Source organism: Pseudomonas sp. HR1 (genome assembly GCF_030175875.1).
Classification (GTDB): domain Bacteria; phylum Pseudomonadota; class Gammaproteobacteria; order Pseudomonadales; family Pseudomonadaceae; genus Chryseomonas; species Chryseomonas oryzihabitans.
Map to the genome: position 1 here is coordinate 561,748 of NZ_JASNRF010000001.1, position 14,188 is coordinate 575,935.

The 14,188-nt window shown below is 64.5% G+C and carries 16 protein-coding genes; 4 read left to right on the plus strand and 12 right to left on the minus strand.

Going from position 1 to position 14,188, the window contains the following annotated elements:
* Window positions 1-6: 6 nt before the first annotated feature.
* From QKY98_RS02550 to QKY98_RS02565, 4 genes are all read left to right on the plus strand, one after another.
* Entirely contained in the window at window positions 7-714 is a 708-nt protein-coding gene (locus tag QKY98_RS02550) for an ABC transporter ATP-binding protein (RefSeq protein ID WP_169854427.1), read from the plus strand.
* A gap of 1 nt (window position 715) precedes the next feature.
* Window positions 716-1,969, plus strand: a complete 1,254-nt coding sequence (locus QKY98_RS02555; RefSeq protein ID WP_145249208.1) for an ABC transporter permease — start codon at window positions 716-718, stop codon at window positions 1,967-1,969.
* A gap of 13 nt (window positions 1,970-1,982) precedes the next feature.
* Window positions 1,983-2,477 (plus strand): DUF3299 domain-containing protein, encoded by a 495-nt coding sequence (locus QKY98_RS02560; protein WP_007161221.1) that lies wholly within the window; start codon window positions 1,983-1,985, stop codon window positions 2,475-2,477.
* A gap of 97 nt (window positions 2,478-2,574) precedes the next feature.
* Window positions 2,575-3,264, plus strand: a complete 690-nt coding sequence (locus QKY98_RS02565) for an OmpW/AlkL family protein (RefSeq protein ID WP_027601114.1) — start codon at window positions 2,575-2,577, stop codon at window positions 3,262-3,264.
* Between the two features lie 89 nt (window positions 3,265-3,353).
* Here QKY98_RS02565 and QKY98_RS02570 read toward each other — a convergent pair whose 3' ends face one another.
* The 12 genes from QKY98_RS02570 to rplO all read right to left on the minus strand — a co-directional run bounded on the left by QKY98_RS02570 (window position 3,354) and on the right by rplO (window position 14,186).
* On the minus strand, window positions 3,354-4,283 hold the full coding sequence (locus QKY98_RS02570; protein WP_042137286.1) for an NAD-dependent epimerase/dehydratase family protein: 930 nt from the start codon (window positions 4,281-4,283) through the stop codon (window positions 3,354-3,356).
* Window positions 4,276-5,175, minus strand: a complete 900-nt coding sequence (locus tag QKY98_RS02575; RefSeq protein WP_284670302.1) for a sugar nucleotide-binding protein — start codon at window positions 5,173-5,175, stop codon at window positions 4,276-4,278. Before QKY98_RS02575 ends, QKY98_RS02570 begins: the two co-directional genes overlap by 8 nt.
* 87 nt (window positions 5,176-5,262) lie before the next feature.
* Complete coding sequence (yccS, locus tag QKY98_RS02580) at window positions 5,263-7,467, minus strand: YccS family putative transporter (protein WP_027599180.1); 2,205 nt, start codon at window positions 7,465-7,467, stop codon at window positions 5,263-5,265.
* 146 nt (window positions 7,468-7,613) lie between these two features.
* Window positions 7,614-9,071, minus strand: a complete 1,458-nt coding sequence (locus tag QKY98_RS02585) for a catalase (RefSeq protein ID WP_042137282.1) — start codon at window positions 9,069-9,071, stop codon at window positions 7,614-7,616.
* Window positions 9,072-9,270: 199 nt separating this feature from the next.
* Window positions 9,271-9,660 (minus strand): 50S ribosomal protein L17, encoded by a 390-nt coding sequence (rplQ, locus tag QKY98_RS02590; RefSeq protein WP_007161227.1) that lies wholly within the window; start codon window positions 9,658-9,660, stop codon window positions 9,271-9,273.
* A 44-nt stretch (window positions 9,661-9,704) separates the two neighbouring features.
* Complete coding sequence (locus QKY98_RS02595; RefSeq protein WP_027599182.1) at window positions 9,705-10,706, minus strand: DNA-directed RNA polymerase subunit alpha; 1,002 nt, start codon at window positions 10,704-10,706, stop codon at window positions 9,705-9,707.
* Window positions 10,707-10,728: 22 nt separating this feature from the next.
* A complete protein-coding gene (rpsD, locus tag QKY98_RS02600) occupies window positions 10,729-11,349 on the minus strand; it encodes a 30S ribosomal protein S4 (protein WP_007161229.1) in 621 nt (206 codons plus the stop codon).
* A 16-nt stretch (window positions 11,350-11,365) separates the two neighbouring features.
* Window positions 11,366-11,755: a 30S ribosomal protein S11 gene (gene rpsK / locus QKY98_RS02605; protein ID WP_003281811.1), complete on the minus strand. Its 390-nt coding sequence runs from the start codon at window positions 11,753-11,755 to the stop codon at window positions 11,366-11,368.
* A gap of 30 nt (window positions 11,756-11,785) precedes the next feature.
* Window positions 11,786-12,142 (minus strand): 30S ribosomal protein S13, encoded by a 357-nt coding sequence (rpsM, locus tag QKY98_RS02610; protein ID WP_007161230.1) that lies wholly within the window; start codon window positions 12,140-12,142, stop codon window positions 11,786-11,788.
* A 130-nt stretch (window positions 12,143-12,272) separates the two neighbouring features.
* The gene (gene rpmJ, locus QKY98_RS02615) at window positions 12,273-12,389 is read right to left on the minus strand and encodes a 50S ribosomal protein L36 (protein WP_002555468.1); all 117 of its coding nucleotides are present in this window, start codon (window positions 12,387-12,389) and stop codon (window positions 12,273-12,275) included.
* 30 nt (window positions 12,390-12,419) lie between these two features.
* Window positions 12,420-13,751, minus strand: a complete 1,332-nt coding sequence (secY, locus tag QKY98_RS02620) for a preprotein translocase subunit SecY (protein WP_027599183.1) — start codon at window positions 13,749-13,751, stop codon at window positions 12,420-12,422.
* Window positions 13,752-14,186, minus strand: a complete 435-nt coding sequence (gene rplO / locus QKY98_RS02625; RefSeq protein ID WP_007161232.1) for a 50S ribosomal protein L15 — start codon at window positions 14,184-14,186, stop codon at window positions 13,752-13,754.
* Window positions 14,187-14,188 lie beyond the last annotated feature (2 nt).

The following is a 14,188-nucleotide window of genomic DNA, read 5'->3' on the forward strand; positions in this document are numbered from 1 at the left end:
ACGGTCGTGACCTCTGCCCCCCTGGTCGAGATCCAGGACCTCGGCTTCGCCTGGCCCGGCCAGGCGGAATGCCTGGACATCCGGCACTTCCAGCTGGCGCCCGGCGAGGCGCTGTTTCTCGAAGGCCCTTCCGGCAGCGGCAAGACCACCCTGCTCGGCCTGCTCGGCGGCGTGCAGCGTCCCAGTCGCGGCCAGGTGCGCCTGCTCGGTCAGGACCTGGGAGCCCTCGCCACCGCCCGGCGCGACCGTTTTCGCGTCGACCACACTGGCTTTCTCTTCCAGCAATTCAATCTGCTGCCCTTTCTCTCGGTCTTGGACAACGTCCTGCTGCCCTGCCAGTTCTCGGCGCTGCGCCGCGAGCGCGCCTCGGCGCGGCATGGCGATCCCCGGGGCGCGGCCCTGACCCTGCTCCGCGCCCTGGGGCTGAGCGATCCCGCGCTGCCCCGCCGTCCGGCCCGCGAACTCTCCATCGGCCAGCAGCAGCGCGTCGCTGCCGCCCGCGCCCTGATCGGCCAGCCGGAACTGGTGATCGCCGACGAACCCACCTCGGCGCTGGACAGCGACCACCGCGATGCCTTCCTGCAACTGCTGTTCGCCGAGTGCGCCGCCGCCGGTGCCGGCCTGCTGTTCGTCAGCCACGACCGCAGTCTGGCCAGTCGCTTCGACCGCCACCTGACCCTGGCACAGCTCAACGCCGCCCGGCCGGAGACCTAGGATGCCACTCCTGCAACTGGCCTGGGCCAGCCTGCGCAATCGCCGCGCCACCGCCCTGCTCACCGTCTTCACCATCGCCGTCTCGGTGGCCCTGCTGCTGGGTGTCGAACGCCTGCGCACCGAGGCCAAGGCCAGTTTCGCCAGCACCATCGCCGGCACCGACCTGGTGGTGGGCGCGCGTTCCGGCGCGGTCAACCTGCTGCTCTATTCGGTATTCCGCATCGGCAACGCCACCAACAACATCCGCTGGGAGAGCTACGAGAAGCTCGCCGCCGATCCCCGCGTCGCCTGGACCATCCCGCTGTCCCTGGGCGATTCCCACCGCGGCTACCGGGTGCTGGGTACCGACGGCAACTACTTCACCCACTACCACTACGGGCGCAACCAGCCGCTGCGGCTAGCCCAGGGCCGGCCCTTCGCCGACGTCTTCGAGGTGGTGCTGGGCGCCGAGGTAGCCAAGGCGCTGCACTATCGGCTGGGCGACAAGGTCGTGCTGGCCCATGGCGTCGCCACCATCAGTCTGACCGAGCACAGCGACCACCCCTTCACCGTGGTCGGCATCCTCGCCCCCACCGGCACCCCGGTCGATCGCACCCTGCACATCCCGCTGAGCGGCATGACCGCCCTGCACCTGGACTGGCGCGGCGGCCTGCCCGGGCCTTCGCTGAGCGACGCCGAGGTGCGCCGGCGCGATCTCACGCCCCAGGACCTGACCGCCGCCCTGGTCGGCCTCAAGAGTCGGGTGGCCACCTTTGCCGTGCAGCGCGCGGTCAACGAGTACCGTGGCGAGCCGCTGCTGGCCATCCTGCCCGGTGTGGCCCTGCAGGAGCTCTGGGGAATGCTCGGCACGGCGGAACAGGCGCTGCTGGTGATGTCGCTGTGCGTGGTGCTCACCGGGCTGGTGGGCATGCTCACCGCCCTGCTCGCCAGCCTCAACGAAAGACGCCGGGAGATGGCCATCCTGCGCTCGGTAGGCGCCCAGCCGCGCCACCTGTTCGGCCTGTTGCTGGCAGAGGCCCTGACCCTCACCCTGGCCGGCTGTCTCGCCGGGCTGGCGCTGCTCTATGGTGCCATCGCCCTGGGCCGGCCCTGGCTGCTGGCGGAATACGGCCTGGCATTGCCGCTGGACTGGCCCTCGCTCTACGATGGGCAACTGCTCGGCGGCATCCTGCTCGCGGCCCTGGTGCTCGGCTGCATCCCGGCCTGGCGCGGCTGTCGCCAGGCCCTCACGGACGGGTTGTCCGTGCGACTCTAGACGAGGCCCCACCATGCGCCTGGCGCTCCTGCTGTTGCTCTGCTGGCTGCCCTGGGCCCAGGCCGAACCCCGCCAACTCGCCTGGCGCGAACTGGTGCCGGCCGATGCGCCGCGCTTCAATCCCGGCAGCGTCGACCACGGCCTCGGCGAAGACGGCCCGGCCGCCAGCCAGCCCTGGCCGGACGCCCCCACGGTGGCCGCCCTGGATGGCCAGGAGGTGCGCCTGCCCGGTTACGTGGTGCCGCTGATGGTCACCGACGAGGGCGAGGTCACCGAATTCCTGCTGGTCCCCTATTACGGCGCCTGCATCCACGTACCGCCGCCGCCGGGCAACCAGATCGTCTACGTGAAAGGCAGCCACGACCTCTGGCTGTCCAAACTGCACCTGCCCTACTGGGTGGAAGGCCGCCTGGGCGTGGGCAGCCAGCGCAGCGAGGTGGCCGTCGCCGGCTATTGGCTGCAGGCCCAGCGCATCCAGCCCTACATTCTCAAGGGCGACGGTTCCTAAGGCGATCCGCCCCACCCTTGAGCGAGATCAAGAGTCCGCCGTTTCAGCTTCGCTAGGCTGCTCCCAGCCCTTTTTCAATGCCTTCGGAGCCCTCGCCATGCGTCCCCTCTTCCGTCTCAGCCTGCTCGCCCTTGCCCTGGCCGCGCCCTTCGCCCAGGCCCACCAGGCCGGCGACATCATCCTGCGCGCCGGCGCCATCACCGTGGATCCCCACGAGCGCAGCTCCGACGTCAAGATCGACAGAGGCGCCCTGAGCGGCGCCAATCTGGGCGGCAAGGCGACCATGGACAGCGACACCCAGCTGGGGCTGAACGTCGCCTACATGCTCACCGACCACCTGGGCCTCGAATTGCTGGCGGCCACGCCCTTCGAGCACCAGGTCAACATCAAGGGCACCGGGCTGGACGCCGCCAACGGCAAGCTCGGCAGCCTCAAGCACCTGCCGCCGACCCTGAGCCTGGTCTACTACCCGCTGGACGCCAAGGCGACGTTCCAGCCCTATGTCGGCGCCGGCCTCAACTACACCTGGATCTACGACGAGCACGTCGGCAGCGGCGCCAGCGCGGCCGGCTTCGACAACTTCCGCGCCGACAACTCCTGGGGCTGGTCCGCCCAGGTCGGCGCAGATCTCATGCTCACCGACCGGGTGATGCTCAACGCCCAGATCCGCTATATCGACATCGCCACCACCGCCCATGTCGACAACACCGCCCTCGGCGCCCGCGCCAAGGTCGATCTGGACGTGGATCCCTGGGTCTACATGGTCGGCCTGGGCTATCGCTTCTAGGCCAGCGCAGGCCACTCGCCCGCAGGTTGGCGCTGGGCAGCTTCAGCGTCGACGCCCAACCGGCCAGGGATTGCCCCTGGCCGCGTCCACTAATCCCGCAGCAGTGCTGCCAGCCCCGTGCCCATGCTCGTGGGCTGACTGAAATCGAAGCGCTCGCGCAGGCGGCGGTTGTCCGCCTTCGAATGGCGGATGTCCCCGGCCCGCGCCGCGCCGTGGGTCACCGGCGGCAGGCCACCCAGCACCTGGCCGATCTCCGCCAGCAGGCCGTTCAGGCTGATGGTCTCGCCGCGTCCCACGTTCACCGCCCCAGCCGCCACCTCGGGGGCTTCCAGCGCCTGCACCAGGATGCCCACCAGATCGGCGACATAGACGAAATCGCGGGTCTGCTCGCCATCACCGAACACCGTGATCGGCGTCTGCCGGCGGGCGCGTTCGGTGAAGATGCTGATCACCCCCGAATAGGGCGAAGACGGATCCTGACGCGGACCATAGATGTTGAAGAAGCGGAAGATCGCCGGCTCCAGACCGTGCTCGCGACGATAGAAGTCGAAGTAGTATTCGCCCGCCAGCTTGTCCGCCGCATAGGGCGTCAGCGGCGCCTTGGGCAACTCCTCGTCGATGGCCTGCCCCTGGCCATTGGCGCCATAGACCGCCGCGCTGGAGGCATAGACCACCCGCTTGATCCCGGCCTTGCGCATGGCCTCGCACAGATTCAGGGTGCCGATGAAGTTGGCCCTGTGGGTGCCCACCGGGTCCTCCACCGACGCCTGCACCGAGGCCACCGCGGCCAGATGCACCACCGCCGCGCAGCCGGCCATCGCCGCTTCCAGGGTCGCGACATCGGCCACGTCTCCCACCCGCAATTCGATGCGGTCGTCGTCCAGCGGCAGATTCTCGCGCTTGCCGGTGCTCAGGTCGTCCAGCACCCGCACCCGCCTGCCCCGCGCCAGCAGCGCGTCCGCCAGGTGGGAGCCGATGAAACCGGCACCGCCAGTGATCAGAATGGGCGCATCACTCATCTAAACCTACCTCGTCCTGCCGAAAGCCCTGCAACAGCGCCGGCAGCTCCTGCTGCCAGCGCCGCGCCTTGATGCCAAAGGTGTTGAGCAGCTTGCGACTGATCAACACCCCCTGTTGTGGCTCTTCCGCGGTATCCGCACGCTCGAGGTGCGTCACCTCCTGCCACTCGCAGCGCACCGGCCGGTCGAATTCCTGCCAGAGCTGGGCGACGGTCTCGGCCAGACCCAACTCCGACACCGCTTCCTGGGCGCCGTAGTGATAGGTCCCCCAGAGCGGTGCGCCGCAGTCGAGCTGCTTGACCACGGCCAGCAGCACCCGGGCGGCATCGCCCACGGTGGTCGGATTGCCGCGCCGGTCGCCCGCCATCGGCACCACCTGCTCGGTGCCCAGCTGCCGCAGCAACCGCCCCAGGCGACCGTCACGGGAGTCATCCAGGACCCAGCCCAGGCGCAGCAGGATGTGCATCGGGCACAGCGCCCGCACCAGCTGCTCGACCCGCCAGAGCGCCTCGCCCCGTGCCCCGGGGGGCCGCGGAAGATCCTTTTCACTATAGCCGGCCACGCGCGAGCCATCGAACAGCTGATAGCTGGACGGCTGGATCAGCGGAATCTGATAGTGCTGGCAGAGGCCGGCCAGGCGTTGCACGGCCAGCGCCTGGCGCTGCATCAGCGCCGGATCGAAGTCCGCGGCCTGCAGCCAGTCGTGGTAATAGGCGAGATTGATCACCGCCCCTGGTCGGACCCGGTCGAGGACCTCGGTCAGCCCGGCGGCGTACCAGCCCTCCGTGGGAGTCTCGGGGGCGACGAATTCGATGCCCGCTTCGGCACCGGCGGCGAGTAGCGCCTTGCCCAGGGCGCTCTCCCCGCCCACTACTAGAAGACGCATACGCATGTGTTGGAACAGCCTTCAAACCAGCATAAACAGGCGTCGAAAGACTCGACGGACATCGGTCAACATAGCGCGTCGCGCCAACCTTGCTCAAGCATCGGCGGTACCTGCGGCCGGTTGCTCGCGGGTTTGTTCGCGCAGGGTATGGTTGGCGGCGCTCTTGAGATTGGGCAGCAGGCGGCAGATCAGCGCCAGCTGGGTGCACACCAGCCGGTAGCCGTCGTCGTTGTCCTCGGCCGCGGCCTCCAGTTCATCGGCCAGGCTGGTCTCCTCCTCGGCGGTCGGCGGCAGACTGCGGCGTTCCGCCACCGCCGCCGCGATGGACTCCATACCCTCGGCGATGCGGGTCACGGCGCGCTCCACCAGGGCATCGTGCTCGGCCGCCTCCAGCTGGCGGCGATGGGCGCCCAGGGCCGACAGGTAGCCCAGCAGGGTGTTGGACAGCGCCAGATAGCGAAAGCCCGCTTCCAGGTTACGGCGGAAGTGTCCGGGATCGCGCAGCATGTTGGCCAGCGCGGCCGACAGCGTCGCATCGGCGTTGTGGGCGTTGCGCCGCGCCACCCGGTAGTCGAGATCGTCACGCTTGCCGGTGCGGTACTGCTCGTGCAGTCGGCGCAGATAGAGCGCATTGGTACGCAGGGTATTGGCCATCACCTGGTGCAGCCGCCGCCCCTGCCAGTCCGGCAGGACGAAGAACACCGCCAGTACCGCGATCAGGCAGCCCAGCAGGGTATCCAGCAGCCGCGGCCAGATCAGCATGAAACCGTTGCCCACCTGGTTGAAGCAGAACAGCACCATGAGGGTGATGGCCGCGGTGGCGACGGTGTAGCGATCCGTCCGGGTGATAAAGAACACCAGGCCGCCCACCAGCGCCAGTAAGAGCTGGATCTCCGGCTGCCCGAACAGCTCCAGCAGGGCGCTGCCCAGCAACAGCCCGATCACCGTACCCACGATCCGCTGCACCAGCCGCACCCGGGTCGCTCCGTACTGTGGCCGGCAGACGAACACCGTGGTCAAGAGGATCCAGTAGCCGTTCACCGGGTGGATCAGGTGCAGCACGCCATAGCCGGCCATCAGCGCCAGCGCCATGCGCAGGCCATGGCGGAACAGTAGCGAGGTCGGGGTCAGCTGCAGGCGGATACGCTGGAACACCTCGCGGAGAGACCGTGCCGCCGGATCCAGCAGGCTGGTGTCCAGATCCGCCGCCCCCGAATCGCTGTTGCCCGCCTCGGAGAATTGCCGCTCCAGGGTCGAAAGATTGTGCCCGAGCAGGTCCAGGGAGCGTAGCAGGCCCCGCCAGCGCGGATTCTGCTGCTGCTTGAGATACTCCAGCGAGGCCTGCAGATCGGTCAGTCCCTGCTGACTCTGCTGGCCGTATTCGAAAGGCTGTCCGAGCCGGATCGCCTCGCCCATGTTGAGGCAGGCCGTGGCCTGCAACTTGAGCAGGCGCTGGCAGCGAAAGAGGATGTCGCTGTGAAAGAAGGCCTCGGTCAGGGCACTGTAGGGATAGTGCGAAGAGCTGGCGCGCTCGTGGATGTCCTGTGCCATGAAATACAGGCGGAAATAGCGCCCCGAACGCGCACCGGGCCGGCCCGAGCGGCCGAAGCGATTGAGGATGGTCGCCTTGGCCTGGTTCAGCGCCTGCACCACCTTGCCGTTCTGCTGGGCCAGCAGCACCCGCCGCCGGTGCAGGTCCACCCCGCGCACCGGCTCGAGCATCTCGGCCTTGAGCCTGAGCAGGGTCCCTAGTTCGCCATAGAGGGCGGACAGATTCTGTCGCACCGGCTGGTGGGCGAAGAGCGCGCACCAGAGCACCGAGAGCAGGCCGTACCACAATGCCCCGGCCAGCAGGTGTGCCGGCTCGTACCACAGCGGCACCTGGGCGCCGAGGCGCTGATCCACCCCGATCATGGCATAGATGGACAGGATCACCGTGGCCTGGGCCACCGAGGCGTAGCGCTCGCCGATGGCGCCCAGCATCGTCAGGCTGAAGGTGGCCAGGCCCAGGCCCACCACGAAGATCCAGGGATAGGGAAACAGCAGCTCGACCGCGAAGGCCGCCACGGTAAAGCACAGCAGCGTCACCGCCAGCGACTTGAGTCGCCCCAGCCAGCTGTCGTCGGTTTCCGCCAGGGCGCTGGCGATGATGCCGAGGAATACCGGCGACAGCGCGCGCAGATCGCCCAGCGACCAGCAGACCGCCATGGCGCCGCTCAGGGCGACAAAGACGCGAACGCCATAGCTGGCCTTTTCGTGCGCCCAGAGCTGGCGCAAAGACACTCCAAACACAGTCATGACGGGAGAGCGAGCCTCGTGTTTTCGCGCTTGATGCGAACCTTAGCACTGCGACGTCGCAAGCGGCGTCCGAGACAGCCTTTCCCGCACTTTTTTCGCGGACGACAAAAAGCCCGGCGGTTGCCGGGCTCTTTTCTACCTCTGGATCAGGCCACTTCGCTGGGATCTATCCCCAGGCCCTTGGCCACGCCCACGCCATAGGCGGGATCGGCCTTGAGGAAGTGACCGATCTGCCGCAGCTGCACCTCGCGGGTCACCGTACCCAGGGCGCCGACGATGTTGCCGATCAGCAGCGCCTGCTGGTCGGCATTCATCAGGCGGAACAGCGCTCCGGCCTGGCTGAAGTAGTCCGCGTCCACCCGGTGATCGTAGCGATCGGCCGGACCGGCGAAATTCAGCGCCGGCTCGCGATACTGGGGCGCCTGCTTGGGCGTGTGGCCATAGCTGTTCGGCTCGTAGTTCGGCTGCGAACCGCCATTGCCATCGAATCTCATGGCCCCGTCACGCTGGTTGTTGGCGTAGGGGCAACGGGGTGCGTTGACCGGCAGTTGCTGATAGTTGGTGCCCACCCGGTAGCGCTGGGCGTCGGCATAGGCGAATACCCTGCCCTGCAGCATGCGATCGGGCGACAGCCCCACGCCCGGCACCACGTTGCTCGGCGCAAAGGAGGCCTGCTCCACCTCGGCGAAGTAGTTCTGCGGATTACGGTTGAGCTCCAGCACCCCCACCTCCTGCAGCGGATAGTCCTGCTGCGACCAGACCTTGGTCACGTCGAAGGGATTCTCGGCACGGCTAGCTGCTTCCTGTTCGCTCATCACCTGGATGCACAGCGTCCAGCGCGGGAATTCGCCGCGCTCGATGGCCTGGAACAGGTCGCGCTGGCTGTAGTCCGGATCGGTACCGGCCAGGCGTGCCGCGTCGGCCGGCGCCAGGTTCTTGATCCCCTGCTGGCTCTTGAAGTGAAACTTCACGAAGTGCCGCTCGCCCTGGGCGTTGATCAGGCTGAAGGTATGGCTGCCGAAGCCATGCATGAAGCGATAGCCGTCCGGAATGCCGCGATCGGAGAACAGGATGGTGACCTGATGCAGCGATTCGGGCGACAGCGACCAGAAATCCCACATCATCTGCGGACTCTTCAGGTTGCTCCAGGGATCGCGCTTCTGGGTATGGATGAAGTCGGGGAATTTCAACGGATCGCGGATGAAGAACACCGGGGTGTTGTTGCCGACGATGTCCCAGTTGCCTTCTTCGGTATAGAACTTCACGGCGAAACCGCGGGGATCGCGCTCGGTATCCGCCGAGCCGCGCTCACCGCCCACGGTGGAAAAGCGCAGCAGGGTCTCGGTCCGCTTGCCGACCTCGGCGAACAGCCTGGCGCTGCTGAGGTGCGTGATGTCCCGGGTGACGGTAAAGGTGCCATAGGCCGCGGAGCCCTTGGCATGCACGCGTCGCTCGGGAATGACTTCACGGTTGAAATGCGCCAGCTTCTCGATCAAATGGAAGTCGTCGAGCATCAGCGGACCGCGCGGACCGGCGGTGCGGGAATTCTGGTTGTCGGCCACCGGAATGCCGCTGGCGGTGGTGAGGATCTTGGTATCAGTCACAGGTATCTCCCTCTAAAAGCGTTGGCTGATCGCTTGAGAGAAGTATCGCCACGGCAATACTTTAGGACTAATTTATTGATCCTAGCATCCTGATAGAAAAATCTGCGATCAGAAGTCGGATGCGAAGGGCCTGGTCTTCACCAAACGCCGGGCATGAAAAAGCCGGGCAAGAGCCCGGCTTTTTCCAGAACGCAGCTACTTATTCAGCAGCCTGTTCCACGGTACCGCCGACCGGACGGTCGATCAGCTCGACATACGCCATGGGCGCATTGTCGCCAGCGCGGAAGCCGCACTTCAGGATACGCAGGTAGCCACCCGGACGGTTGGCGTAGCGCTTGCCCAGGTCGTTGAACAGCTTGCCAACGGCAGCTTTCGAACGGGTACGGTCGAAAGCCAGACGACGGTTAGCGACGCTGTCTTCCTTGGCCAGGGTGATCAGCGGCTCGGCAACGCGGCGCAGTTCCTTGGCTTTCGGCAGGGTAGTTTTGATCAGCTCGTGCTCGAACAGCGACACAGCCATGTTCTGGAACATGGCCTTGCGGTGTGCGCTCGTGCGGCTCAGATGACGACCACTTTTACGATGACGCATGATTGAAATTCCTTCCCAAACTATCGTTCGGTGAACAATGACGATCAGGCAGTAGCCTTGTCGTCCTTCTTAAGGCTTGCAGGGGGCCAGTTGTCCAGGCGCATACCGAGCGACAGACCACGGGAGGCCAGGACGTCCTTGATTTCGGTCAGGGACTTCTTGCCCAGGTTCGGGGTCTTGAGCAGCTCCACTTCGGTACGCTGAATCAGGTCACCGATGTAGTAGATGTTCTCCGCCTTGAGGCAGTTGGCCGAACGAACGGTCAGTTCCAGATCGTCCACCGGACGCAGCAGGATCGGATCGATCTCGTCTTCCTGCTCGACCACGACCGGCTCGCTGTCGCCCTTGAGGTCGACGAACGCTGCCAGCTGCTGCTGCAGGATGGTGGCGGCACGACGGATGGCTTCTTCCGGATCCAGGGTACCGTTGGTTTCCAGGTCAAGCACGAGCTTGTCCAGGTTGGTACGCTGTTCGACCCGGGCGTTTTCCACCACATAGGCCACGCGACGAACCGGGCTGAACGAAGCATCGAGCTGCAGACGACCGATTGCGCGGGTTTCGTCTTCTTCGCTCTGACGCGCGTCGGCGGGCTCATAGCCACGACCGCGGGCGATTTTCAGCTTCATGTTCAGCGAACCGTTGTCCGCCAGGTGGGCGATGACGTGCTCACCGTTGACGATCTCGACGTCGTGATCGACCTGAATGTCAGAGGCCAGAACCGGCCCCTGACCTTTCTTGCTCAGGCTCAGGGTGACTTCGTCACGGCCGTGCAACTTGATGGCCAGACCCTTGAGATTGAGCAGGATCTCGATCACGTCTTCCTGCACGCCTTCGATGGCGCTGTACTCGTGCAGGACACCGTCGATCTCTGCTTCGACTACCGCGCAGCCAGGCATGGAGGACAACAGGATACGCCGCAGCGCGTTGCCCAAGGTATGGCCGAAACCACGCTCGAGAGGCTCGAGGGTGATCTTGGCACGGGTCTGACTAACCGCCTGCACATCGATATGGCGGGGGGTCAGGAACTCATTTACCGAACTCTGCATGGATGCACCTACTTTCTAGCCCTTACTTGGAGTAGAGCTCGACAATCAGGTTTTCGTTGATGTCGGCGGAGAGATCACCACGGGCCGGCACGCTCTTGAAGGTGCCTTCCTTTTTCTCGGTGCTCACTTCGACCCACTCAACACGGCCACGCTGGCCGCACAGCTCGAGAGCTTGAGCGATACGCAGCTGGTTCTTGGCCTTCTCGCGGACCGCGACGACGTCGCCGACCTTGACCTGATAGGAGGGAATGTTGACGGTCTGACCGTTGACGGTGATCGACTTGTGGGAGACCAGCTGGCGCGATTCAGCGCGAGTGGCACCAAAGCCCATGCGATACACCACGTTGTCCAGACGGCACTCGAGCAGTTGCAGCAGGTTTTCACCGGTAGCGCCCTTGCGACGGGCAGCTTCCTGGTAGTAACCGGCGAACTGACGCTCGAGGACACCGTACATGCGGCGGACTTTCTGCTTTTCACGCAGCTGCAGACCGTAGTCCGACAGACGACCGCGACGCTGACCATGCTGGCCAGGAACGGTTTCCAGCTTGCACTTCGAGTCGAGGGCACGAGCGCCGCTCTTCAGGAAGAGGTCAGTGCCTTCGCGGCGGGACAGTTTGCACTTGGGACCAATGTAACGAGCCATTTCTCACTGTCTCCTATTACACGCGACGCTTCTTCGGCGGACGGCACCCGTTATGCGGGATGGGCGTCACGTCGGTGATGCTGGCGATCTTGTAACCACAGGCATTCAGGGCGCGAACAGCGGACTCGCGGCCGGGGCCGGGACCTTTGACGTTCACGTCCAGATTCTTCAGACCATATTCCAGAGCGGCTTGGCCGGCACGTTCGGCTGCAATCTGGGCAGCGAACGGGGTACTCTTACGGGAGCCACGGAAGCCGGAGCCACCGGAGGTCGCCCAGGACAAAGCATTGCCCTGACGATCGGTGATGGTCACGATGGTGTTGTTGAAAGACGCATGGATGTGGGCGATGCCATCAACCACTGTCTTTTTGACTTTCTTACGAGGACGAGCAGCAGGTTTTGCCATGACTAGATTCCTGTCGATTCGCGGATGCGATTACTTGCGGATCGGCTTGCGCGGGCCCTTACGGGTACGGGCATTGGTCTTGGTGCGCTGACCACGGACCGGCAGACCACGGCGGTGACGCAGACCGCGGTAGCAACCCAGATCCATCAGGCGCTTGATGTTCATGTTGATTTCGCGGCGCAGGTCACCCTCGGTGAGGATTTTGGCGACCTCGTTACGCAGCTGATCGACCTGCTCGTCGCTCAGTTCTTTGATCTTGGCGGTCGGCTCGATGCCGGTGGCCGCGCAGATCTTCTGAGAGGTGGTGCGACCGACACCATAGATGTAGGTCAGCGAGATAACAGTGTGCTTGTTATCTGGAATGTTGACGCCTGCAATACGGGCCATTCAGAAAAACTCCAATTGACAGCTACCGACGCCCCGGAAGCCAAGAAAAGGGCGCGCGATATTAACGCTGTAGGAACAAATGATCAACCCGGCAGCACACTAGCTGCCGGGTTAGACGCGTGATTCACACTCAGCCTTGGCGCTGCTTGTGACGCGGTTCAGCGCTGCAGATCACGCGCACGACGCCTTCGCGGCGAATGATCTTGCAGTTACGGCACAGCTTCTTGACCGATGCACGAACTTTCATGACAACTCCTCTAACCTTACGGGTAACGGATCAGCGCATCATGCCGCTGCCGTAGCCCTTCAGGTTGGCTTTCTTCATCAGGGACTCGTATTGATGAGATACGAGATGGGATTGGACCTGGGACATGAAGTCCATGACCACTACCACCACGATCAGCAACGAGGTCCCGCCGAGATAGAACGGCACGTTCGCCGCGACCACCAGGAACTGGGGCAACAAGCACACCGCCGTCATGTACAGGGCACCGAACATGGTCAGTCGGGTCAGCACGCCATCGATATAGCGCGCGGACTGCTCACCAGGACGAATACCCGGGATGAACGCCCCGGATTTCTTCAGGTTCTCTGCCACGTCCTTGGGGTTGAACATCAGCGCCGTATAGAAGAAGCAGAAGAAGATGATCCCTGCACTAAACAGCAAGATGTTCAGCGGCTGACCGGGCGCGATGGCCTGAGCCACGTCCTGCAACCAACCGAGACCTTCGGACTGACCGAACCACGAACCGAGCGATGCCGGAAACAGCAGGATGCTGCTGGCGAAGATCGCCGGGATGACCCCGGCCATGTTCACCTTGAGCGGCAGATGGCTGTTCTGCGCAGCGAAGACCTTGCGACCCTGCTGACGCTTGGCGTAGTGCACGGCAATACGACGCTGCCCACGCTCGATGAACACCACGAAGGCGATGATGGCAACCGCCACCACACCGACCATGATCAGCGCGAAGATGTTGATATCGCCCTGCCGTGCCGACTCGAAGGACTGACCGATGGCGCGAGGCAAGCCCGCGACGATACCGGCGAAGATCAGCATCGAGATGCCGTTGCCGATACCGCGCTCGGTGATCTGCTCACCCAGCCACATCATGAACAGTGCGCCGGCGACAAAGGTGGTGACAGCTACGAAGTAGAAGCTGAAGCCCACACTGAACGCCACGCCCTGACTGGCAAGTCCAACCGACATCCCGGTGGCCTGAACGAGCGCCAGAACCAGTGTGCCGTAACGGGTGTACTGGCTGATCTTGCGACGACCAGACTCACCCTCTTTCTTCAATTGCTCCAGCTGTGGGCTGATCGCGGTAAGCAGCTGCATGATGATCGATGCCGAGATGTACGGCATGATCCCCAGTGCAAAGATGCTCATCCGCTCCAGCGCACCGCCAGAGAACATGTTGAAGAGGCTAAGAATGGTCCCCTCGTTCTGCCTGAACAGTGCGGCCAGCTGATCGGGATTGATACCCGGAACAGGGATGTGCGCACCGATCCTGTAGACGATGATCGCCAGGAACAGGAATCGGAGGCGGGTCCACAGCTCGGACATACCACCGGTCTTGCTGAGCGCAGAGAGAGCACCTTGCTTAGCCATTTATTCCTCGATCTTGCCGCCAGCTGCTTCGATGGCTGCACGTGCGCCCTTAGTGGCACCAATGCCCTTCAGGGTGACGGCACGAGTGACGTCGCCGGACAGCACAACCTTGACACGCTTGATGTCGCGGCTGATCACGTTGGCGTCTTTCAGCGCCTGCAGATCGACGACATCGACATCAACCTTGGCCAGCTCGGAGGTACGAACCTCGGCGCGGTCCAGGGCCTTCAGCGAAACGAAGCCGAACTTGGGCAGACGACGGTGCAGTGGCTGCTGGCCGCCCTCGAAGCCGGGGGCAACCTTGCCACCGGAGCGGGAGGTCAGACCCTTGTGGCCGCGGCCACCGGTCTTGCCCAGGCCGCTACCGATACCACGACCGGGACGCAGCTTCTCGCGGCGAGCGCCGGGAGCGGAACGCAGATCATTCAATTTCATGA